This is a genomic window from Paraburkholderia phosphatilytica (genome assembly GCF_003443895.1).
GTDB lineage: Bacteria > Pseudomonadota > Gammaproteobacteria > Burkholderiales > Burkholderiaceae > Paraburkholderia > Paraburkholderia phosphatilytica.
Map to the genome: position 1 here is coordinate 203,719 of NZ_QQOA01000005.1, position 20,054 is coordinate 223,772.

The 20,054-nt window shown below is 66.9% G+C and carries 21 protein-coding genes and 1 riboswitch; of the genes, 18 read left to right on the top strand and 3 right to left on the bottom strand.

From position 1 onward, the window contains the following. The first annotated feature begins 89 nt into the window (after positions 1–89). The 13 genes from DVS29_RS07805 (at position 90) to DVS29_RS07865 (ending at position 11,479) form a co-directional block, all read left to right on the top strand. Positions 90–851: a GntR family transcriptional regulator gene (locus DVS29_RS07805; RefSeq protein ID WP_240655503.1), complete on the top strand. Its 762-nt coding sequence runs from the start codon at positions 90–92 to the stop codon at positions 849–851. 276 nt (positions 852–1,127) lie between these two features. Continuing rightward, complete coding sequence (locus DVS29_RS07810; RefSeq protein WP_118179860.1) at positions 1,128–1,916, top strand: ferredoxin--NADP reductase; 789 nt, start codon at positions 1,128–1,130, stop codon at positions 1,914–1,916. Positions 1,917–2,127: 211 nt separating this feature from the next. Continuing rightward, positions 2,128–3,858, top strand: coding sequence for a fumarate reductase/succinate dehydrogenase flavoprotein subunit (locus tag DVS29_RS07815; RefSeq protein WP_118179861.1), 1,731 nt, complete (start codon positions 2,128–2,130; stop codon positions 3,856–3,858). A 29-nt stretch (positions 3,859–3,887) separates the two neighbouring features. Further along, positions 3,888–4,121 carry a 4Fe-4S dicluster domain-containing protein gene (locus tag DVS29_RS07820; protein WP_118179862.1) on the top strand — a complete coding sequence of 78 codons (234 nt, stop codon included), beginning with the start codon at positions 3,888–3,890 and terminating at the stop codon, positions 4,119–4,121. 13 nt (positions 4,122–4,134) lie between these two features. Beyond that, positions 4,135–5,088, top strand: coding sequence for a HEAT repeat domain-containing protein (locus DVS29_RS07825; RefSeq protein ID WP_118179863.1), 954 nt, complete (start codon positions 4,135–4,137; stop codon positions 5,086–5,088). Beyond that, complete coding sequence (fdxA, locus tag DVS29_RS07830) at positions 5,085–5,414, top strand: ferredoxin FdxA (RefSeq protein WP_118179864.1); 330 nt, start codon at positions 5,085–5,087, stop codon at positions 5,412–5,414. Before DVS29_RS07825 ends, fdxA begins: the two co-directional genes overlap by 4 nt. 144 nt (positions 5,415–5,558) lie before the next feature. Next, the gene (locus DVS29_RS07835; protein ID WP_240655504.1) at positions 5,559–7,046 is read left to right on the top strand and encodes an ABC transporter substrate-binding protein; all 1,488 of its coding nucleotides are present in this window, start codon (positions 5,559–5,561) and stop codon (positions 7,044–7,046) included. A gap of 1 nt (position 7,047) precedes the next feature. Then, complete coding sequence (locus tag DVS29_RS07840; protein WP_118179865.1) at positions 7,048–8,001, top strand: ABC transporter permease; 954 nt, start codon at positions 7,048–7,050, stop codon at positions 7,999–8,001. Then, positions 7,968–8,864: an ABC transporter ATP-binding protein gene (locus DVS29_RS07845; RefSeq protein WP_240655505.1), complete on the top strand. Its 897-nt coding sequence runs from the start codon at positions 7,968–7,970 to the stop codon at positions 8,862–8,864. The genes DVS29_RS07840 and DVS29_RS07845 overlap by 34 nt, the downstream gene beginning before the upstream one ends. Next, on the top strand, positions 8,864–9,223 hold the full coding sequence (locus tag DVS29_RS07850; RefSeq protein WP_118179866.1) for a DUF971 domain-containing protein: 360 nt from the start codon (positions 8,864–8,866) through the stop codon (positions 9,221–9,223). Before DVS29_RS07845 ends, DVS29_RS07850 begins: the two co-directional genes overlap by 1 nt. Positions 9,224–9,233: 10 nt before the next feature. Continuing rightward, a complete protein-coding gene (locus DVS29_RS07855) occupies positions 9,234–9,983 on the top strand; it encodes an electron transfer flavoprotein subunit beta/FixA family protein (protein ID WP_118179867.1) in 750 nt (249 codons plus the stop codon). A 14-nt stretch (positions 9,984–9,997) separates the two neighbouring features. Next, complete coding sequence (locus tag DVS29_RS07860; protein WP_118179868.1) at positions 9,998–10,933, top strand: electron transfer flavoprotein subunit alpha/FixB family protein; 936 nt, start codon at positions 9,998–10,000, stop codon at positions 10,931–10,933. A gap of 228 nt (positions 10,934–11,161) precedes the next feature. After that, positions 11,162–11,479 (top strand): hypothetical protein, encoded by a 318-nt coding sequence (locus DVS29_RS07865; protein WP_124800614.1) that lies wholly within the window; start codon positions 11,162–11,164, stop codon positions 11,477–11,479. Positions 11,480–11,697: 218 nt separating this feature from the next. On the opposite strand, the gene crcB is transcribed toward DVS29_RS07865, so the two are convergent. Further along, the gene (gene crcB, locus DVS29_RS07870) at positions 11,698–12,078 is read right to left on the bottom strand and encodes a fluoride efflux transporter CrcB (RefSeq protein WP_118179870.1); all 381 of its coding nucleotides are present in this window, start codon (positions 12,076–12,078) and stop codon (positions 11,698–11,700) included. A 78-nt stretch (positions 12,079–12,156) separates the two neighbouring features. Next, a riboswitch (Fluoride riboswitch) is annotated at positions 12,157–12,218 on the bottom strand. Positions 12,219–12,419: 201 nt separating this feature from the next. Here crcB and DVS29_RS07875 point away from each other — a divergent pair. Beyond that, complete coding sequence (locus DVS29_RS07875; protein ID WP_118179871.1) at positions 12,420–14,090, top strand: sensor histidine kinase; 1,671 nt, start codon at positions 12,420–12,422, stop codon at positions 14,088–14,090. Positions 14,091–14,221: 131 nt separating this feature from the next. Here the strand turns inward: DVS29_RS07875 and DVS29_RS07880 are convergent, their stop codons facing one another. Further along, positions 14,222–14,542: a hypothetical protein gene (locus tag DVS29_RS07880; protein ID WP_118179872.1), complete on the bottom strand. Its 321-nt coding sequence runs from the start codon at positions 14,540–14,542 to the stop codon at positions 14,222–14,224. 128 nt (positions 14,543–14,670) lie between these two features. Next, the gene (locus DVS29_RS07885) at positions 14,671–15,252 is read right to left on the bottom strand and encodes a DJ-1/PfpI family protein (protein WP_118179873.1); all 582 of its coding nucleotides are present in this window, start codon (positions 15,250–15,252) and stop codon (positions 14,671–14,673) included. A gap of 257 nt (positions 15,253–15,509) precedes the next feature. Between DVS29_RS07885 and DVS29_RS07890 the strand changes: the two genes are divergently transcribed. From DVS29_RS07890 to DVS29_RS07905, 4 genes are all read left to right on the top strand, one after another. Continuing rightward, positions 15,510–15,983, top strand: a complete 474-nt coding sequence (locus tag DVS29_RS07890; RefSeq protein WP_205962414.1) for a BCAL1086 family glycoprotein — start codon at positions 15,510–15,512, stop codon at positions 15,981–15,983. 135 nt (positions 15,984–16,118) lie between these two features. Next, the gene (locus DVS29_RS07895) at positions 16,119–16,580 is read left to right on the top strand and encodes an Rrf2 family transcriptional regulator (protein WP_118179874.1); all 462 of its coding nucleotides are present in this window, start codon (positions 16,119–16,121) and stop codon (positions 16,578–16,580) included. Positions 16,581–16,696: 116 nt separating this feature from the next. Further along, positions 16,697–17,344: an NAD(P)-dependent oxidoreductase gene (locus DVS29_RS07900; protein WP_118179875.1), complete on the top strand. Its 648-nt coding sequence runs from the start codon at positions 16,697–16,699 to the stop codon at positions 17,342–17,344. 196 nt (positions 17,345–17,540) lie between these two features. After that, complete coding sequence (locus tag DVS29_RS07905) at positions 17,541–20,030, top strand: mechanosensitive ion channel family protein (RefSeq protein WP_118179876.1); 2,490 nt, start codon at positions 17,541–17,543, stop codon at positions 20,028–20,030. The last annotated feature ends 24 nt before the right edge of the window (positions 20,031–20,054 follow it).

Genomic DNA, 20,054 nt, shown 5'->3' on the forward strand with positions numbered 1-20,054 from the left:
ACCTTGCGGGCTAGCCCCGCTTTTAGTTGCTATATCATGAGACAAGGTCCGACCTGCGGCACGAGCCCGCCTCGCCATCTTCGATACTCATGAAAGTCAAGAAACTGCCCGCATTGAAGGCCGACTCGTCCGTGCCGCTCTACTCGCAGATCCGTGAGGCGTTGCGCCTCGAGATTGGCCGGCAGGCGCTGAAGCCGGGTGCGCAGTTGCCGCCGGAAAGCGCGTTGATGAAGCGCTTCAGCGTGAGCCGCATCACGGTGCGCCAGGCGCTCGCGCAACTGCAATCCGATGGGCTCGTGTTCAAGGTGCCGGGCAAGGGCACCTTCGTCGGAGCGCCGAACGTGACGCAGGACATCAACCGGCTCGAAGGCTTCGCCGAGGCGATGGAACGGCAGGGGCGCGGCACGACCAACCGGGTGCTGTCGCATACGGTGATCCGCTGCAACGAGGCAGTCGCGCAAAGGCTCGGCGTGGAAACCGGCAGTTACGTAACGGAGATCTGCCGCGTTCGCTATCTCGACGACCGGCCGGTATCGCTCGACATCAGCTATCTGTCGGTCGAGATCGGCGAGTTTCTGCGCGGCACCGAAGCGCTCGCGAGCCGCGACATCTTCTCGATTCTCGAGGACGACCTGAACATCCGGCTGCGCTTCGCCGACCTCGACATCGCCGCGATCGCCCCCGACGAAACGACGCGGCAGATTCTCGAAATGGACGGCGACGATCCGCTGCTCAAGATCGAGCGGCTCACTCACAACGATCAGAACGAGCCGGTCGACTTCGAATATCTGTTCGTCCGCACGGACTATCTGCATTACACGTTGCGTCTCGAGCGGCATCGCACCACGTAGATCTCCTGACGCGCGCGGCTCGCGTGCGCATTCTCCCGCTGCGCTGACTCAACTCCCTCGTGCCGCCTACGCGCCCGCCGATCGGGAACGGATGCGCCGCGCCGGTGCCGCGCGCACCAGCAAGGCGCCGGCCGCATCGCGCCGACCCTTCCAGCGGTCCTCATCAATCCCCCTGCGACAAGGCTTTCCGGCGCATCGTCATGACTGGCACAGAGCGTGCATAGTACAGGTTATAACAGGTACTTCAGTCAGCCCTTTTTGAGGATGAGGACCACGATGCCCGACAGCGACAAGTACACGGTCGAAACCATCACCCATATCCATACTTGGGTGCCCGACAAACTGTTTTCGATCCGCACGACCCGTCCGCCGCAATACCGGTTCGTTGCCGGCCAGTTCGCGCGGCTCGGCGTCGACAAGACCGGGGACAGCTCGGTCCCGGTGGTGTGGCGCGCCTATTCGATTGTCTCCGCGCCGTATGACGAGCATCTGGAATTCTTCTCGATCGTGGTGCCCGGCGGCGAGTTTACGAGCGAGCTGTCGCGGCTCGCAGTAGGCGACCCGCTATATCTCGAGCGTACCAACTACGGCTTCCTGACGACCGACCGCTTCGAATGCGGCAAGGATCTGTGGCTGCTGTCGTCGGGGACCGGGCTCGCGCCGTTCGTGTCGATTCTCTATGACGTCAAGACGTGGGAGGACTATGAACGCGTGGTGCTGGTGCACAGCGTGCGCGAGCCGGGCGAACTGGCTTACCGGCCGCTCATCGAAGCGCTCGGGCAACACGAGTATTTCGGCGAATACGCGGCGCGCAAGCTCACCTACGTACCCGTCGTCACGCGCGTGCCGGTGCGCGGCGCGCTCGGCAAACGGATCACCGAGCTCGTCGATACCGGCGAGCTGGAGCAGTTCGCCGGCACGCGTTTTGACCACGACCGCTCGCGCATCATGCTGTGCGGCAACCCCGACATGGTCGAGGACCTGCGCAGGCAGTTCACGGTCAAGGGCTTCACCGTCAGCAAGCGCGGCAAGCCCGGACACCTCGCGGTCGAGAACTACTGGTAGTGCGACTTCGAGGTGCCGGCGCTGCGCAAGGTTGGCGCGGCGACGCACCGGATCGCGGCAAGCCGGACCCGGCATCAGTGGCTGCAGTCCGCGCCAGCGAGCTTCGGTGCGATTGGCACATGAATTGCAGCACATGTAAATACATGTACTAGAAACGTTGGCCGCAGCGAAGGCAGCGCGTGCAAAGCGGAAACACGACAGGACAAAAACCATGCAGACCCACGAACTCGAATATGACCTCATCGTCGTCGGCGGCGGAACCGGCGGTCCGATGGCTGCCGTCAAGGCGAAAGAGGCGAACCCCGCATTGCGCGTGCTCGTGATCGACAAGGCCAACGTGAAGCGCAGTGGCGCGATCTCGATGGGCATGGACGGGCTGAACAACGCGGTGATTCCGGGCCACGCCACCCCCGAGCAGTACACCAAGGAAATCACCGTCGCGAACGACGGCATCGTCGATCAGCGCGCGATCCTCAAGTACGCGCAGATGAGCTTCGACATGATCCAGGAACTCGACCGCTGGGGCGTCAAGTTCGAGAAGGACGAGACCGGCGACTTCGCGGTTCGCAAGGTCCACCACATGGGCGCGTATGTGCTGCCGATGCCCGAAGGGCATCACATGAAGCGCGTGCTGTACCGGCAGATGAAGCGCGCGCGCGTCGAGATCACCAATCGCGTGGTGGTCACGCGCGTGTTGACGGGACCGGACGGCGCGGTGGCGGGCATCATGGGCTTCGATTGCCGCACGGCGGATCTCTACGTGATCCGCGCGAAGGCGGTGGTGCTGTGCACGGGCGCGGCGGGGCGGCTCGGGCTGCCCGCCTCGGGCTATCTGTTCGGCACCTACGAGAACCCGACCAACTGCGGCGACGGCCACGCGATGGCGCTGCATGCGGGCGCCGAGCTCGCGAATCTCGAATGCTTCCAGATCAATCCGTTGATCAAGGACTACAACGGGCCGGCATGCGCGTATGTCACGGGCCCGTTCGGCGGGTACACGTCGAACGCGCGAGGCGAGCGCTTCATCGAGTGCGACTACTGGAGCGGACAGATGATGCTCGAGTTCTTCAACGAGCTCGAAGGCGGCCGCGGCCCGGTGTTCCTGAAGCTCGATCACCTCGCCGAAGAAACCATCGCGGAAATCGAGACCATCCTGCACACGAACGAGCGGCCGAGCCGCGGACGCTTTCACGAGCGGCGCAACACCGACTACCGGCGCGACATGGTGGAGATGCACATCTCCGAAATCGGTTTCTGCAGCGGCCACAGCGCATCGGGCATCTACATCGACGAACACGGCGCGACCACCGTGCCGGGACTCTTCGCGGCCGGCGACTGCGCGAGCGTGCCGCACAACTACATGCTGGGCGCGTTCGTGTACGGCAAGGTCTGCGGCGCCAACGCGGCTGAATATTGCACGGATCACGCGTTGCCCGCCGTCGATCGCGATTTCGTCGCGCGGGAGGGCGCGCGCATTCACGCGCCGCTCGCGCGCAGCGAAGGGCTCACGCCGTGGCAGGTCGAATACAAGACGCGCCGCATCGTCAACGACTACCTGCAGCCGCCGAAGATCACCCGCAAGATGGAGATCGGCCTGCAGCGGCTGGATGAAATCCGCGAGGATCTGGAGCACATGTCCGCCGCGGACCCGCACGAGCTGATGCGCGCGATGGAGGCGTTCACGATTCGCGACTGCGGCGAGATGGCGGCGCGTGCATCGCTGTTTCGCACCGAGAGCCGCTGGGGCCTCTATCACCTGCGCGCCGACTACCCCGAACGCAACGACGCGGACTGGTTCTGCCACTCGATGCTGCGGCTCGATGCGCAGTCGGGCATCACGGTGCGCAAGCGTCCGGTCGATCCGTTCGTGATTCCGATCGAAGCCGAAGAGCGCGAAGCCTATCAACGCCTGCGCGTCAGCCTGCCGGCCGAAGCCGCCTGAAGACCGCCGCATTCCCCTGGAGTCAATCCATGACCATCGCGCTGAACCGTACCCAGGCCCCCGTCGTCGTCGACGAGAGCAAATGCATCGCAGACAAGGGCTGCACCGTGTGTGTCGACGTGTGCCCGCTCGACGTGCTCGCGATCGACCTGTCGAAGAACAAGGCCTTCATGAAGTTCGACGAATGCTGGTACTGCATGCCCTGCGAGCAGGACTGCCCGACCGGCGCCGTGCACGTCAACATTCCGTACCTCGTCCGCTAGGAGGCGCGCCACGATGAACGCTCCGAGCGGAATCGTTTCCCGGCTCGCCGATCCGGACGCCACCGTGCGCCGGCTCGCGGTCCTCGAACTGCCGTACTCCGATGAAGACGACATCGCGCCGCTGCTCGTGCACGCGCTGCGCGACGCCGACGCGTCGGTGCGCGCCGAGGCCGCGCGGGCGCTCGAAGGCTACGAGGACGACGACAGCGTCGCCGCGCTGGCCGCCTGTCTCGTCGATGAGGATCCGGCGGTCCGCGCGGCCGCGGGCGACACGCTGGCCGAGCTCAAGTCCGCCGCGTGCGGCGTCCATCTGCTGCCGTATCTCGACGCGCTCGCGGCCGACACCGTGACGCGCGCGTTGCGGGCGCTGCGGGCGCTGCGCGTGCCGGCCGCGCTCGAGCCGGCGCTGCGGCTGCTCGGTCACGACGATGCCGGCGTGCGCAAGGAGGCTGCGGGCGTGCTCGGCTATTTGAAGCACGCGGCGGCGGTGGCCGAACTCGCGCGCGCCGCGATGTTCGATGCGGACGGCGAAGTGCGCCGCACGGCGATCGGCGCGCTCGGCTACGCGGAGCAGGTGAGCGTGCTGCCGGCGCTGATGCGGGCGCTGAAGGACGACGCGTGGATGGTGCGCGAAGAGGCCGCGCAGACGATCGGCAAGCTGCAGGGGCGGCCCGCCGTCGACGACCTGATCGCGCTGCTCGACGATCCGTTCTGGCAGGTCCGTCTGAAAGCGGTGCGCAGCCTCGGTCTCCTGAAGGCCAGCCGCGCGGTCGCGCCGATCACCGCGCAGTTGCTGCACGACGTGGGCAACCTGCGCAAGGAGGCGGTCATCGCGCTCGGCGAGATCGGCGACCCGGCGGCCATTCCCGCTCTGGAGGCGGCGGGCGGCGATCCAGACCCCGACGTGCGCAAGCTTTCGAAGCTGGCGCTGACCTCCATCCATCTGCATTCGCGGGAGCAGGCATGACTTACGTCGTCACCGAAAACTGCATTCGCTGCAAGTACACCGACTGCGTCGACGTCTGTCCGGTTGACTGCTTCCATGAGGGCGATCGCTTTCTCGTCATCGACCCGGACGTGTGCATCGACTGTGGCGTGTGCGTGCCGGAATGTCCGGTCGAGGCGATCGTCGATGCGGACAACCTGCGTCCGGACCAGCAGCCGTTCCTCGCGATCAACGCGCGCTACGCACGCGAATGGCCCGTGATTTCAGGCGCGCAGGATGCGCTGCCGGACGCGGACAAGTGGGCGGATCGCCCTGACAAGCTGAGCCTGATCGGCGACATCGGCTGAGGGCTGGCGCGATCACAGCCGCGACAGACGGCTGCCCGTCAGTGGTACGGCATGGCATGGAGCGAGACGAACCGGAGCCGGGGACGTGACACACGCCTCGGGCGCAAGAGGCTGGTCCCCATCTTTCAAAGCGGGAGAATCTGGATGACGCTACGCTTTCGTCGCCTCGCGCGACTCTGGACAGGTGCGCGATTGTCGGGCCGCGGACTTGCCGGCCCATGCGCAGCCATCGCGGCGGGCCTCGTGCTCGCGGCGGCGTGCATGCCGGCGCAGGCGAACACGACGCTCGTGATCGGCATCGGCACGCAGGATACGACGACCAACACCGTGACCGGCGGCGCGGTGATCCGGCAGCTGAAGCTGCTTGAGAAATACCTGCCGCACGACGGCAAATACAAGGACATCGACTACCGGATCGACTGGGAGAATTTCACGTCCGGGCCGCCGGTCACGAACGGCATGATGGCCGGCAAGCTGCAGATCGGCATGATGGGCGACTATCCGCTGCTCGTGAACGGCGCGACCGGCGCGCAGTTGCAGGGCAACGAGACCGAGCTCGTTGCGGTGCTTGGGTACAACGCGTATGGCGCGGGCAACGGGGTGGTGGTGAACAGCGCGTCGCCGTATTACTCGCTCGCGGACCTGAAGGGCAAGCTGGTGTCCGTGCCGTTTGGCTCGGCGGCGCACGGCATGCTGCTCAAGGCCATGCGCATGCATGGCTGGAGCGACGACTATTTTTCGCTCGCGAACCAGAGTCCCGAAGTCGGCACCACCAATCTGCAGGAAAAGAAGATCGATGCGCATGCGGACTTCGTTCCGTTCGCCGAACTGTTGCCGTACCGCGGCTTCGCGCGCAAGGTCTTCGACGGCGTGGAAACAAAATCGCCCACCTTTCATGGTGTCGTGGTCAGAAAGGATTTCGCGCAGCAGTATCCGGAAGTGGTGGTGGCCTATCTTCGCGCGCTGCTCGACGCGAACGCGTGGGTGAGGGCGAACCCGCAGCAGGCGAGCACGATGGTCGAGCAATGGACGCACGTGAACAAGGAGGTCGCCTATATCTTCCTTGGCCCGGACGGCATTCACACGCTCGATCCGACGATCAAGCCGGTCGAAATGGAGGCGCTGAAGAGCGCGCTCGACACGCTGAAGTCGCTGAACCGGGTGAAGGACTTCAATATCGCGGGCTGGATCGACGACCGTTATCTGCGCACCGCGTTCAAGGACGCGAACCTCGATTACGACGCGCAGCAGAAGTCGCTCGCGAACTACAGCTTGACCGGCACCGATCCGTACTGCCACAGGCCGGTGACGGACCCGGCCAGCTCCGCGCAGGTCTGGATCGAAGGCGGCGCGATCGTGCCGTTCAGCTCCGCGGGTTGCGCGCTGGCGGCCGTGGTCGACATGACGAAGAAGAACCAGAAGATCGACGTCGCCTACGTGATGGATCACAGCCTGGGCATCAAGCTCTTTGCCGACAAGGCTTTCTACGTCGTCAAGCCAGGCGCGTCCGACGGCGTGCCGGACGTGACGCCCTTCCTGCTCAAGGCCGACGCCGAGCGCTATGCGTCCGCGCATGGCGCCCAGGTCGAGGCGTACGAGCAGATTCTTGCAACGTTGCGCGCGGGAAAGTGACATGAAAGCCGATATGCCTGTTCAGACGGATGAAGGCCTGCAAGCATTTGCAGGCAGCGCGGCGGAGGCCAGCCGGCGCACGGTGCCGCGAAGTGGCCGCGCCGATGATGGTGTTGCGCCCGGTACCGCGGTCGCCGCGCAGGCGCCGCGAGCACGCTGGCTGCGTGTGCTGAGGCGCAGGAAGACCGAGGGCGCGCTTTCGCTCGTGTCGCTGTCGACCGTACTCGTCGTGTGGTTCCTGCTCACTCACTACCGGGTGAACCTGTACGTGCGGTTCGCGAATATCCCGTCGCCCGTCGACGCGTTGCAGGCGTTCATCCAGATGAACCGCACGTCGGCTTACGCGGACAACGTGCTGATCAGCCTGCGCCGCATCCTGGCTGGCTTCGGGGTGGCGGCGCTGCTGGGCGTCTCGGGCGGGCTGCTGATCGGCCGCTACCGGCTGGTCCGCGCGCTGTGCTTTCCCGCGCTCGAAGCGCTGCGGCCGATCCCCGCCATCGCATGGGTGCCGATCTCGGTGATGCTGTGGCCGTCGAACGAAAGCAGCATCGTGTTCATCACGTTCATTGGCGCGTTCTTTCCGATCCTGCTTAATACCGTCGAAGGCGTGCAGGCGATCGACGAGGTGCTGGTGCGCGCGGCAAGCACGCTCGGCGCATCGGAGGGCGCGCTGTTCCGGCACGTCGTGCTGCCGGGCGCGCTGCCGCATATCTTCACCGGGCTCGCGCTCGGCATGGGTGTGGCATGGGTGTCGCTGATCGCGGCCGAGATGATCTCGGGGCAGTTCGGCATCGGCTACGCGACCTGGGAAGCCTACTCGCTGATCAGCTATCCCGACATCGTGGTCGGGATGGTGACGATCGGCCTGCTCGGCTGGATCTGCAGCGGACTGATCCGCTTCACGGGCGCGATGGTGATGCCATGGCGCGCATTCTCGACCCGCAGGGGACGCTGATGGACACGCTCGTTCAATCCGGACGCATCGAACTGCGGCGCGCGCGCCTGCAGTTTGAGCAGGCAGACGGCACGCCGTTCACCGCGATCGACGGCGTCGATCTGACCATCGAGCCGGGCGAGTTCGTGTCCGTGATCGGCCCGTCGGGCTGTGGCAAATCGACGGTGCTCAACGTGCTGGCCGGTTTTTCGAAACTCGATGAAGGTACCGCGACGCTCGACGGCGCCGCGATCGAAAAGCCCGGCCCGGAACGCGGTGTCGTGTTCCAGCAATACTCGCTGTTTCCATGGATGACGGTACGGCGCAACGTCGAGTTCGGTCTCAGGATGAAGCGGATGCCGGTGTCGAAACGCGAGACGATCGCGCGCGGTCTGCTCGGCATCGCGGGTCTGCTCGCGTTCGAGAATCACTATCCGGATCAGCTTTCGGGCGGCATGAAGCAGCGTGTGGGCATCGTGCGCGCGCTCGCCGCGAGTCCACGCGTGCTGCTGATGGACGAGCCGTTCGGCGCGCTCGATGCGCAGACGCGCGCGGTCATGCAGGAGGTGCTGACCAACATGTGGCAACGGTTGCGGACCTCGGTGCTCTTCATCACGCACGACATCGACGAAGCCGTGTTCCTGTCGGACCGCATCTACGTGATGACCGCGCGGCCGGGGCGTATCAAGTGTGTCGTGCCGGTAAACCTGCCGCGGCCGCGCACGCCTGAAATCACCGCATCGCCTGAATACGTCGCGCTGGTTCAGCGGCTGCGTAGCCTGATTCGCGCCGAAAGCCTGCAGGCGATGGGCGGCGAACTCGCCGCGGGTCTCGCGGGCATCGGGATGGATGTCGGTCCCGCCGGCGTCGAGGAGCTGTTCTGATGCCGGGCGCGACGGTGGATTCCGCGGTGGGCCTGTGGCCTGCGGGTGTCGTGCTGCACGCGGCGAGCCAGCGGCTGGAGATCCGCTGGCGCGACGGCGTCACGCAGCAGCTGTCGGCGGCCGGGTTGCGCGAGCACTGTCCGTGCAGCGGCTGCGAAGCGGCGCGGCGCGCGCAACGTCGCCCGCCCGGCGACGCGACGCTGCAAGCCGTGCACGCGGCGGGCGAATACGGTCTCCAGCTGGCGTTTTCCGATGGCCACGACCGCGGCATCTATCCATGGGCCTATCTGCGCGGTCTGCATGATGCGTGCGTGCCCGGGCCGCCCGCGCACGACACGCACTGCGACTCAACTTCCTGACGAGCAGACGATGAAAATCCTGGTGGCAGTGAAGCGGGTCGTCGACCCGAACGTGCAGGTGCGGGCGAAGGCGGACGAGAGCGGCGTCGACACCGCGAACGTCAAGATGTCCATGAACCCGTTCGACGAGATCGCCGTCGAGGAGGCGGTGCGTCTCAAGGAAGCGGGGCACGCGGACGAGGTGGTGGCGGTGACCTGTGGCGGCCGAGCAAGCGAGGAGACGCTGCGCGCGGCGATGGCGATCGGCGCCGATCGCGGCCTGCTGATCCAGTGCGCGGCGCCGCCCGAACCGCTCGCGGTGGCGAAGTTGCTGCGGGCGGTGTGCGAACGCGAAGCGCCGCAACTCGTGCTGCTCGGCAAGCAGGCGATCGATGACGACGCGAACCAGACCGGGCAGATGCTCGCGGCGCTGTCAGGCTGGCCGCAGGCGACCTTTGCGGCGAAGCTCGCACTGACCGGCGGGCGCGCGACGGTCAGCCGCGAGGTGGATGGCGGCACGGAAACGGTGTCGGTCGCGTTGCCCGCCGTCGTGACCGCCGATCTGCGTCTGAACGAGCCGCGCTACGTGACGCTGCCGGGCATCATGAAGGCGAAGAAAAAACCCATCGCGACGCTCGATGCGAGCGAACTCGGCGTCGACGTGTCGCCCCGTCTGAAGCTGCTGCGGGTGAGCGAGCTGCCCGCGCGCGCGCCGGGCATCCGCGTGCCGGATGTCGATACGCTGATCGAGCGCCTGAAGCACGAAGCGAAAGTCATCTGAACGAGGCCAGCATCATGTCCATTCTCGTCGTCGCCGAGCACGACAACGCGTCGCTGAAGACGTCGACCCGCACCACGATCACGGCCGCGCTGCAACTCGGCGACGACGTCCAGGTGCTGGTCGCGGGCTGGCAGGCCGAAGCCGTCGCGGCGGAGGCGGCCGCGATCGTCGGCGTGCGCAAGGTGCTCGTTGCCGAGGCTCCGCATCTGGCCGCGCCGACGGCGGAAAGCCTCGAGCCGTTGCTCTGCGGGATCGCGCGAACCTGTTCGCACATGTTGTTTCCGGCGACGAGTTTCGGCAAGAACGTGGCGCCGCGTGTCGCCGCGCGTCTGGACGTCGCGCAGGTGAGTGACGTCGTCGCCGTGCATGGACCCGCTACGTTCGACAGGCTCATGTACGCCGGCAGCATCGTCGCGACTGTGCAATGCGACGAGCCGGTCAGGATCGTCACGGTGCGCACCACCACCTTCGAGGCGACGCGAAACGGCGACGGCCGCGCGCCGGTCGAGCGCATCGACGCATCCGCGGAGAATCCGGACGCTACCGTGATCGCGCGCGAATCCGCGTCGCACGAACATCCCGATCTGCTGAGCGCGCGTGTGGTGGTGGCCGGCGGGCGCGGGCTCGCCAGCAAGGACCAGTTCGCCGCACTGCTGGCGCCGCTCGCGGAACGGCTCGACGCGGCGTTGGGCGCTTCGCGCGCAGCGGTCGACGAGGGCTATGCGCCCGGCGACTGCCAGGTCGGGCAGACCGGCAAGATCGTCGCGCCGGAGCTGTATATCGCCGTCGGCGTTTCCGGCGCGGTCCAACATCTGGCGGGGATGAAGGGTTCGAAGGTCATCGTCGCGATCAACAAGGATCCGGAGGCGCCGATTTTCTCGGTCGCTGACTACGGGCTCGTGGGGGATCTGTTCGCCGTTGTGCCTGAGTTGAGCGGCAAGCTGGCGTGAGCCGGTCTTCGTAGTCGTGCAATGCAGCAGTCTGGATCTCATCCGGCGGCCGAACCGGTGTTGCGAACGCGCCGCGTCCCGGCAGTTCCGTCCTTTGATCGCACCCGCGGGTGGCATATAACTCCGGTACGGAGGAGGTGCCGACGGCGCGGCACAAGCGTCGCGGCACGGAAATAGGTCAGGCGGGCCGGCTGCCAGACATCGCGTCCGGCTCGAAGGAGTGCGGCAATGAATGCGAATTTAATGCTGCGCGCGGCATGTGTCGCGGCGGCAGTAGCGGCAGGGTTCGTGGGGTCGGGTGCGCAGGCGCAAGGCTTCCAGCCCCCGGGGCACGCGAAGATGATGCAGAACGCGGATGAATCGGCACAGGCAGGCGCCGATTTCCCGTTTCAGATCGTCCCCGCGAAGGCCGGGATCGCGGCGCCCGGTGCGGGCGCGGCCGTCGAATCGTACGGCGGCCAGCCGGCGACGCAGTCGCAGGAAGGGCGGCGCGCACTGAGCCCGTGCGGCGACCTGCGGACCTGCGGCGGCGCAACAGGCCACTGAGAGGGCATTGAGAGGGCGCTGAGGGAGCATTTGAGCGCCCGGGCTGCGCCGGCCGCGAGCGGGTACGAAGGCAGCGGTCCGTACCGTGCCGCTGCGGTTGCGGCGCGGCACATTTAGTTATCCAGACGACATCCGGAGCGCACGGCCGTGCGGGCCACGGCGCTTGCCTGGCGCACCACGCCGTGGCACGCCGTACGCCGCGCGAGCGCCCTCCACCGTCAGCGCGACAGCATCGCCACCGTGCCGAGTCCGAGGATCGTCATCACAACCGACGCGGACACGTGGATCGCGATTTCACCCGCCGCCCAGCCGAGCCGGCCTTCCTGCAGATGGTTGACGACTTCGGCGGAGAAGGTCGAGAAGGTCGACAACCCGCCCATCAGCCCCGTGATCACGAAGAGCCGCCACTCGGGCGCGACGTTCGGCTGGCGCGCGAAGTAGCCGATCGCGACACCGATGATGTAGCCGGCGATCACGTTGGCCGCGAACGTGCCGAGGGGCAGCGAGGGGAACAGGCTGTTGAGGCGGATGCCGAGCACCCAGCGCAAGAGCGAGCCGAGTGCGCCGCCGATGCCGACGGCGAGAATCGAGGGAAACATGATGGTAGGCCTGACGGTTTGTTGTTCAGTGTGGGCAGGCCGGTCTGCAGACGAGCGACGCCGCTCCCGCAGAAAGCCGGGCGAGCAGGCATCATCAGCCACGAGGGCGGTTAATGGAGAATGCCATCTCCGGCGCGCAGTCTACCATTGCTCGCGCCCGGAAGGTCGGGCCGGCGGCGGCGCGATGTTTTCGATTGGCTTTCGTCGAATCGCGCGGCGTCGGATCTGCCGCGCATAAGTCTCGGGCGCGGTGCGTGTCCAATGCTGGGGATCTGGACGCGGCGCTTTGTCATTGGCGGTAAAGCCGACATAATTGGCGGGACACTCACTCTCGAACGCGCATGAGACTGACCACCAAAGGTTTGCTGCTGATTGCGATTCCCGCCGTGTTCGAGATCGCGTTGCTCACGGGGCTCGTCAAGGCGCAAGCCGACGTCGAGGAAGCGGGGCGCTGGGCATTGCACAGTGAAGACATGCAGCGCCAGACCGCGGGCATCCTCGAGCCGGTGCTGCGGGAGTCGGTGCGTCTGCGCGGCGCGGTGATCGCGAACGACACCGGTTTCTCCACGCCCGTCACGCTGTGGATGGACACCGACCGGCGCATCGACTCGCTCGCCGAACTCGTGTCGGACAACCCGGCGCAGGTCGAGCGCGCGGTGCAGATCCGTCAGGCGGTGCAGGTGTACCGCCAGTGGTCCGACCGGGTGGAAGACCTGCTGCGCTCCGGGCGCAGACAGGACGTGATCGACCGCTTCCGCGACCTGCAGAAGATCGACGTACTCGATCGCTTCCGGATGCAGGTCGCCGCGTTCCAGACCGAGGAGCAGCGGCTCGCCACCCTTCGCGCGAACGACGCCGCCGCGGCGCAGGAGCGCCAGCAGTGGCTCGCGGTCGCGGCGGCGCTCGGCTCGATCGCGCTCGTCGCGATTGCGGTCGGCATGGTCACGCGCGGACTGCGCGGCCGGCTCGCGCTGCTCTCCGACAACGCGGGCCGGCTCGCGAGCAACGAACCGCTCGCCCCGATCGTCGCCGGCGACGACGAAATCGCGCAACTCGACCTGATGCTGCACGACACGAGCCGGCGCCTCCTCGAGGCGGAGCGCCTGCAGGTACGGTTTCGCGCCGATCTCGCGCGCCGCGCCGACGAACTCGCGCGCACGAACGAGACGCTGCGGCAGCAGACTCAGGAAAACGAAACCTTCATCTACAGCGTGTCGCATGACCTGCGCTCGCCGCTCGTCAATCTGCAGGGCTTCTCGAAAGAGCTGATTCACGCGTGCGACGACCTGCGCGAGGCGGTGCGCGAATCCTCGCTACCGGGCGACGAACGCGAGCACATCGACCGGCTGATCGACGAGGACATCGGCGAGGCGCTCCACTATCTGCAGACCGCCGTGCTGCGCGCGTCGCACATCATCGACGCGTTGCTGCGTCTGTCGCGCGTCGGCCGCGTCGAATACCGGCACCAGGAAGTCGATGTGCGCGACATCGTGCAGCGCGTGGTCGATGCGATGCAGGTGTCGATCCGCGCGCGCGGCGCGCAGGTGGTGCAGGGCGAACTGCCGGCGGTATGGGGCGACCCGACCGCGCTCGAACAGATCTTCGCAAACCTGATCGGCAACGCGGTCAACTATCTGAACCCGGCGCGCGAAGGACGGATCGAGATCGGCACCACGCCGCCGCCGCCCGGCGTGCATTCGCTGCGGATCTTCTACATCCGGGACAACGGTCTCGGCATTCCGGCGATGGCGCTGCCGCGGCTCTTCAGCGCGTTCCAGCGGCTGCACGGCAACGTCGCGGCGGGCGAAGGGGTCGGGCTCGCGCTGGTGCGGCGGATGGTCGAGCGGCATGGCGGCCGCGTGTGGGCCGAATCGACCGAAGGGGTCGGGACGACGTTCTATCTGTCGCTGCCGGAAGCGTCCGTTTCGCGTGAGCGGGCGGCGCGGGAAAGCGTGGCCGAGATCAACCTGGGCGCGCGGCAGATGCAGGAAGTGGGCGTGGGCGGCGCGTAAATGGCCGCGGGTGACGGGGCCTTGGGGCGGACGTTTCAGCGGACGTTTCAGCGGACGTTTCAGCGGACGTTTCAGCGGACCTTTCGCGGCGGACAGGTCGCTTGCGGCTCGTAACGAACCGGCGTCTCGCGTTACCCGAAAATGCGCCGCGGTTTCATCAGGCGGCTTGCGCGAAACGTCCACCACACGCCGCACAGCATCAGCGCGAATGCCGCGATGATGAGCGTGTGCGGGGTGAGGTGCGCCGCCAGAAAGCCTTGTGCGTACAACGGATCGCGACCGACGATGATCAGGCTTGCCCAGACCGCGACGACGGCCTGCACGAGCATGCGTACACCGGCGACGCGGCGTGCGCGGTTCACGGGCGAGCAGTGGAGGGGAGAACGGGTAGTGAAGGATGCGATCGACAACTGGGTGATCGCGAGAACGACGATCCAGTCGGTCAGGCTCATGGCGTTGCTTCTTGCGGGAAACAGCGCACTGCAGGAAAACAGGGAACGACTGGGGATCGGACAATTCCTGATTCCCGGCAACATGGCCGGGGCGCGGCGGCCGCCCGCAGACGGCCGCCGCAGACCGGCTAGAGCTCGATCCGCGTGCCAAGCAGCACGAGGAACTGCCGTAGCCATTCGGGATGCGCAGGCCACGCGGGCGCGGTGACGAAGTTCGCGTCGGTGATCGCGGCATCGACGGGGATGTCCGCATATTCGCCGCCCGCGAGCTTCACTTCGGGCGCGCATGCCGGGTAAGCCGAAATGCGCCGGCCGCGGATCACATCGGCGGCGGCGAGCAGCTGCGCCGCATGGCAGATCGCAGCAATCGGCTTCTGCGCCGCGGCGAACGCACGCACGATGTCGATCACTTTCGGATTGAGCCGCAGATACTCGGGCGCGCGGCCGCCGGCGATCGCGAGCGCGTCGTACTGCCCGGGCACCACGTCGTCGAACGACGCGTTCAGTGTGAACTGGTGGCCCGGCTTCTCCGTATAGGTCTGATCCCCTTCGAAGTCGTGGATCGCGGTCTTGATGCGCTCGCCGGCATGCTTGCCGGGGCAGACGGCGTCGACGACGTGGCCGACTGCCTGTAGCGCCTGAAACGGCACCATCGTTTCGTAATCCTCGGCGAAATCGCCGGTCAGAAACAGGATCTTGCGTGCTGACATCGCGTGCCTCCAGTCGAGAGAGTGGACTACAACGGACGGCCGTCCAGTCTACCCCAGCGCATTTGACAGAACCGCGACCCCGGCCGCATCAAGATGGCTGCGCGGCCGGGGTGGCGTGATCCCGCGCGAGACGGCGGACCGCGCCGCCACGCCATGTCGTGTCACACGGCCGGCAAACCGGCGCCGCGCCGGCCCGGCGGCGTATGATGACGCCGTTATCGCAAGCGAAAGCCGTCCACGGGCGGCTTCATCCCGTCATGAATTCCGTTTTCCTCCGTCCCGCGCTGCGCCGCAGCGCCTATGCGCTGGCGCTGCTGGGCGCGCTCGCCGCGTGCCAGAAGCACGACGCATCGGCGGGACAGTTCGCCAGCAAGGTCGACGACGCCGCGCAGCAGGTGCAGCAGAAGGCCGATGAGGCGGCGAGCTACGTCGGCGCGCAGGTCGATACCGAGCGCGACACCGCGCAGCAGAACCTCGACGCCGCGTCGAAGCCGTCCGTCACGATAAATCCCGCTTCGCTCGCGTCCGAGGCGCAGGCCAACCTGCAGACGGCGGCGAGCGCGACCCAGGCGGCGCTCGGCCGGGCGGCGTCGGATGCGGGCGCGGGCCTGCAGACGGCGGGGCAGAAGCTGCAGCAATGGGGCGTCGACCAGACCGCGTCGGCCTCCGGATCGGCTTCGTCGTCGTCGGCGAGCGGCGAGAGCGACGCCGAAAAGCAGATGGACAAGTGAGCGTATCCCCAGCGAGCCGATGCCGACCGATGCAGGTGCGCGCGCCCGCCGTGCGCGCTGAGTGGAACGACGGCGTTTGACAGCGTCGATAAATGTTACTACCATGATTACACTTAACCGGAAGGCGGGCAGGGCGTGAACACCAGTAGCCGGTTTTCGTTCGCGGTGCACGTGCTTGCGTTGCTGTCGATGCAGGAGGGCGTGCCGCTGTCGTCCGAGATCATCGCGGGCAGCGTGAACACGAATCCGGCGCTCGTGCGGCGGCTGTTGACGATGCTCGCGGCGGCGGGCCTGACCAGCTCGCAGCTCGGCGCGGGTGGTGGCGCGTTGCTGGCGCGCGAGCCGCAGGACATCACGCTGCTCGACGTGTACCGCGCGGTGGACGATCCGCAGCTGTTTGCGATGCACCGCGAGGAGCCGAATCCGGCGTGTACGGTTGGGCGCCATATCCAGGGCGTGCTGCGCGGCATCATCGACGATGCGCAGCGCGCGATGGAAGCGTCGCTCGCGAGCCGCACGCTCGCCGATGCGACCGCCGAAGTGCTGCAGGCGGAGCGCGCGCTGGAACGCGGCAAACGGCGCTCGCGCAGCGGTTAGCGTGGTATGTGAGCAGTCTCTGAGTGGTACGCGACGGTCCATCCGGGGCAGTCGCTTTTTTTTCATGTATTTATGTAACTATGGTAGTTACATAATCAATCTCAAGGAGCCACACAATGAGCAAGTCCCTCAAGATCGCACTGTTCGGCGCGACCGGCATGATCGGTTCGCGCATTGCTGCCGAAGCCGCGCGCCGCGGCCATCAGGTCACCGCGCTGTCGCGCCATCCGGAGCGCGCCGAAGCGGGCCACGCGAACGTGCATGCCGCGCGCGGCGATCTGCACGACGCAGCCGGCGTCGCCGCCGCGGTGCGCGGTCATGACGTGGTCGCGAGTGCCTACGGGCCGGGTTCGGGCGACGTCGCCGCGGTCGAAGCCGTGACGAAGGCACTCGTCGAAGGCACACAGGCAGCCGGCGTGAAGCGGCTCGTCGTGGTGGGCGGCGCGGGTTCGCTGGAGGTCGCGCCGGGCAGGCAGCTCGTCGACACCGAAGGATTCCCGGATGCGTACAAGGCCGTCGCGCTCGCGCACCGCGCGGCGTTCAGCTACTACCGCACCGTCGCCGATCTCGACTGGACCTTTTTCTCGCCCGCCGCGCTGATCGCGCCGGGCGAGCGCACTGGCACGTTCCGTACTGGCGCGAATACGCTGATCGCGGATGCGGAAGGCAACAGCCGGATTTCGGCGGAAGACTACGCGGTCGCATTCGTTGACGAGATCGAGCAGGGCCGCTTCGTGCGCCAGATCGCGACGGTCGCGTACTGACCGGAGACGTTGATCGCGCGCCGGGGCGGATGTGCGGCGTGCAGGCGCCGCGGCTGCCCATGACTGGTGATGGCGCCCTGCCGCCAGCGCTTTTGCGCGCGCCGTCCTAACATTCGGTTACGCTCCCGCGCCCGCCGCGATCCCGACTGCGGCTAAACTGGCGTGTTGCCGGATGTAAGGATTGCCACAGATCACCATGAAGTCATGCCGAGGACGCCGTATCCCTGATTTTGGCGCGAGACTTCGCGCCCAGCTGTGCGCGCTGTTCGTCGGCGCGTTGCTCGCAATGGTGTTCGGCACGCCCGCCGCGCGCGCCGCGGGCCCCGCTGCCACGCCCGTGCTGCCGGCGTTGCAGAGCCTCATCAACAGCGCGACCGTGAACACGGCGCCGGCGTCCGGCGCGTCCGCGGCGGATGCGGCGTCCGCGCCGTCGCCCGCAAGCCAGGCCGAGCTCACGCGCTCGCTCGACAACGTCATCACCACGCTCGACAACGAACGCCAGCGCACCGCGCTCGTCACCCAGCTGAAGAAGCTGCGCGATGCGACGAAGACCGTCGGTCCCGCGCCGCCGCCCGCGCCGAACCCGGGTCTCCTCGGCGCGATCGCGGCCGGCATCGCTTCGATGGAAACCGACGTCAGCACCAGCCGCTCGCCGACGCATTACTGGGCGGGTCGCTTCAACGCCGCCGGCAACGAGCTGTACACGATCGTCGCGAGTCAGGGCCCGGAATCGCTCGGCAAGATCGCACTCGACATGTTCGCGATGCTGGCCGGCTGGGGCGCGTGCTCGTGGGTGCTGATCTACGTGCAGCACCGGCTTCATCGGCGCTACGGCATCGTCGAACGGCTCACGCCGAATCCCACCACGCCGGATCTGCTGGTGTTCGCGCTGCGCCGTGTTGGTCCGTGGATCGTCGCGTTCGTCGCGGCATTGCTGTTCGCGCGCTCGATGCCCGAGTCGCTCGGCCGCACGCTCGCGATGGTGATCGCCTACGCGATCGTCGCGGGCGCGGTGTTTTCGTCGATCTGCCTGATCATGTTCTCGTTGTTCGGCGCCGGCCACCGTCGCGTCGCGGTGCACCTGCTGCTGATGCACGCGCGCCGCCTGCTGTGGGTGATCGGCATCTGCAGCGCGCTTGGCGATGCAGCCGTGAACTACGACGTCGCGCATCAGATCGGCACCAATCTCGCGGCGCTGATCTCGACGGTCGCGAACATGACGGCCGCGGTACTGACCGGCTATTTCGCGCTGGGGTTTCGCCGGCCGGTCGCGCACCTGATCCGCGATCGATCGTACGACAAGCGCACTAGCCACCGGGTCGCGACCGAAGCGTTCGACGTGCTCGCGTCGCTGTGGCATCTGCCGATTCTGCTGCTCGCGGCGGCATCGGTGATCGCGACGGTGGCGGGTCTGAGCACCAGCGAAAACGTGCTGCAGATTTCCGTCGTCACCGCGTTGATGCTCGTGCTGGCGTTTTTTCTGAGCGCGGTCGTGCTGCGCGTGACGCGGCCGCGCGCGGGCCGCCGCTGGCTGCGCCGCTCGCCGTATCTGTCGCGGCTGCTGCAGTTCGCCGGCACCTTGCTGACGCTGTTCATCTGGCTCGCGTTCTTCGAGTTCTCGTCTCGCCTGTGGAATGTGTCGCTCGCGGCGATCGTCGAGGAAAGCGTGACCGCGCGCGGCATTGCGCACGCGATGTCGGCGATCGTCGCAACGGTGTTCCTGTGCTGGCTGCTGTGGATCCTGATCGACACCGCGATCCTCGAGGCGATGAATCCGAGCGGGCCGCGCAGCAAGGCGCCGAGCACGCGCGCGCGCACCATGCTGCCGCTCGTGCGCAACGCGATGCTGGTGTCGATCCTGACGGTGGGCGGCATCGTCACGGCGGCGAATCTCGGCATCAACGTGACGCCGCTGCTGGCCGGCGCGGGCGTGATCGGTCTCGCGATCGGCTTCGGCGCGCAGTCGCTCGTCACCGACCTGATCACCGGGCTCTTCATCATCATCGAAGACACGATTTCGGTCGGCGACTGGATCGACATCGACGGCGGCCATGCGGGCACCGTCGAACATCTGTCGATCCGCACAGTGCGGCTGCGCGACGGGCAGGGCGCGATTCACGCGATCCCGTTCTCGCAGATCAAGATCGTGAAGAACCTGTCGCGCGATTTCGCGTACGCGGTGTTCGAGGTGCGGATGCCGTTCTCAGCGGAAGTGGACGAGGTGACGCAGCTGATCCGCGAAGTCGGCGCGGAACTGATGGCGGACTTCCGCTACCGCCGCGAGATGCTGGGGCCGGTCGAAGTGTGGGGTCTCGACCGTTTCGATCCGAACTGGATGGTCGTGAAAGGGCAGATCAAGACGCGGCCTCTCAAGCAGTGGAGCGTTGCGCGCGCATTCAATCTGCAGTTGAAGCGCAAGATGGACGAGGCGGGCATCGAGATTCCGGTGCCGCAGATGCGCGTGTACACGTCGAGAAAGGACGAGCACGACGAAGCAGAGGAGGCAGGCCTGATCGTCGAGCCGCAGGCGGCGATGTCGGGTTCGGCGGGGCCGGCGAGAGGCGCGTCGCATGAGGCGAGGGTGGCGCCGGCGCGCGATGTGTCGCACGAATCTCGGCCGGCGCCGCCGTCGACCGGACCCGCTCCGATCGCGCCGCAGATTCCAACCGCCGGCGAGGGAGGCTAGTGTTTTTTAGGGCGAACGCTCAGT

Coding starts and splice junctions, on each gene's coding strand:
- DVS29_RS07875 (WP_118179871.1), top strand. CDS start 12,420: ATGAGACTGACCACCAAAGGTTTGCTGCTGATTGCGATTCCCGCCGTG.
- DVS29_RS07885 (WP_118179873.1), bottom strand. CDS start 15,252: ATGTCAGCACGCAAGATCCTGTTTCTGACCGGCGATTTCGCCGAGGAT.
- DVS29_RS07905 (WP_118179876.1), top strand. CDS start 17,541: ATGAAGTCATGCCGAGGACGCCGTATCCCTGATTTTGGCGCGAGACTT.
- DVS29_RS07845 (WP_240655505.1), top strand. CDS start 7,968: ATGGCGCGCATTCTCGACCCGCAGGGGACGCTGATGGACACGCTCGTT.
- DVS29_RS07840 (WP_118179865.1), top strand. CDS start 7,048: ATGAAAGCCGATATGCCTGTTCAGACGGATGAAGGCCTGCAAGCATTT.
- DVS29_RS07855 (WP_118179867.1), top strand. CDS start 9,234: ATGAAAATCCTGGTGGCAGTGAAGCGGGTCGTCGACCCGAACGTGCAG.
- DVS29_RS07900 (WP_118179875.1), top strand. CDS start 16,697: ATGAGCAAGTCCCTCAAGATCGCACTGTTCGGCGCGACCGGCATGATC.
- DVS29_RS07860 (WP_118179868.1), top strand. CDS start 9,998: ATGTCCATTCTCGTCGTCGCCGAGCACGACAACGCGTCGCTGAAGACG.
- DVS29_RS07820 (WP_118179862.1), top strand. CDS start 3,888: ATGACCATCGCGCTGAACCGTACCCAGGCCCCCGTCGTCGTCGACGAG.
- DVS29_RS07815 (WP_118179861.1), top strand. CDS start 2,128: ATGCAGACCCACGAACTCGAATATGACCTCATCGTCGTCGGCGGCGGA.
- fdxA (WP_118179864.1), top strand. CDS start 5,085: ATGACTTACGTCGTCACCGAAAACTGCATTCGCTGCAAGTACACCGAC.
- DVS29_RS07880 (WP_118179872.1), bottom strand. CDS start 14,542: ATGAGCCTGACCGACTGGATCGTCGTTCTCGCGATCACCCAGTTGTCG.
- DVS29_RS07805 (WP_240655503.1), top strand. CDS start 90: ATGAAAGTCAAGAAACTGCCCGCATTGAAGGCCGACTCGTCCGTGCCG.
- crcB (WP_118179870.1), bottom strand. CDS start 12,078: ATGTTTCCCTCGATTCTCGCCGTCGGCATCGGCGGCGCACTCGGCTCG.
- DVS29_RS07890 (WP_205962414.1), top strand. CDS start 15,510: ATGAATTCCGTTTTCCTCCGTCCCGCGCTGCGCCGCAGCGCCTATGCG.
- DVS29_RS07865 (WP_124800614.1), top strand. CDS start 11,162: ATGAATGCGAATTTAATGCTGCGCGCGGCATGTGTCGCGGCGGCAGTA.
- DVS29_RS07835 (WP_240655504.1), top strand. CDS start 5,559: ATGACGCTACGCTTTCGTCGCCTCGCGCGACTCTGGACAGGTGCGCGA.
- DVS29_RS07825 (WP_118179863.1), top strand. CDS start 4,135: ATGAACGCTCCGAGCGGAATCGTTTCCCGGCTCGCCGATCCGGACGCC.
- DVS29_RS07810 (WP_118179860.1), top strand. CDS start 1,128: ATGCCCGACAGCGACAAGTACACGGTCGAAACCATCACCCATATCCAT.
- DVS29_RS07850 (WP_118179866.1), top strand. CDS start 8,864: ATGCCGGGCGCGACGGTGGATTCCGCGGTGGGCCTGTGGCCTGCGGGT.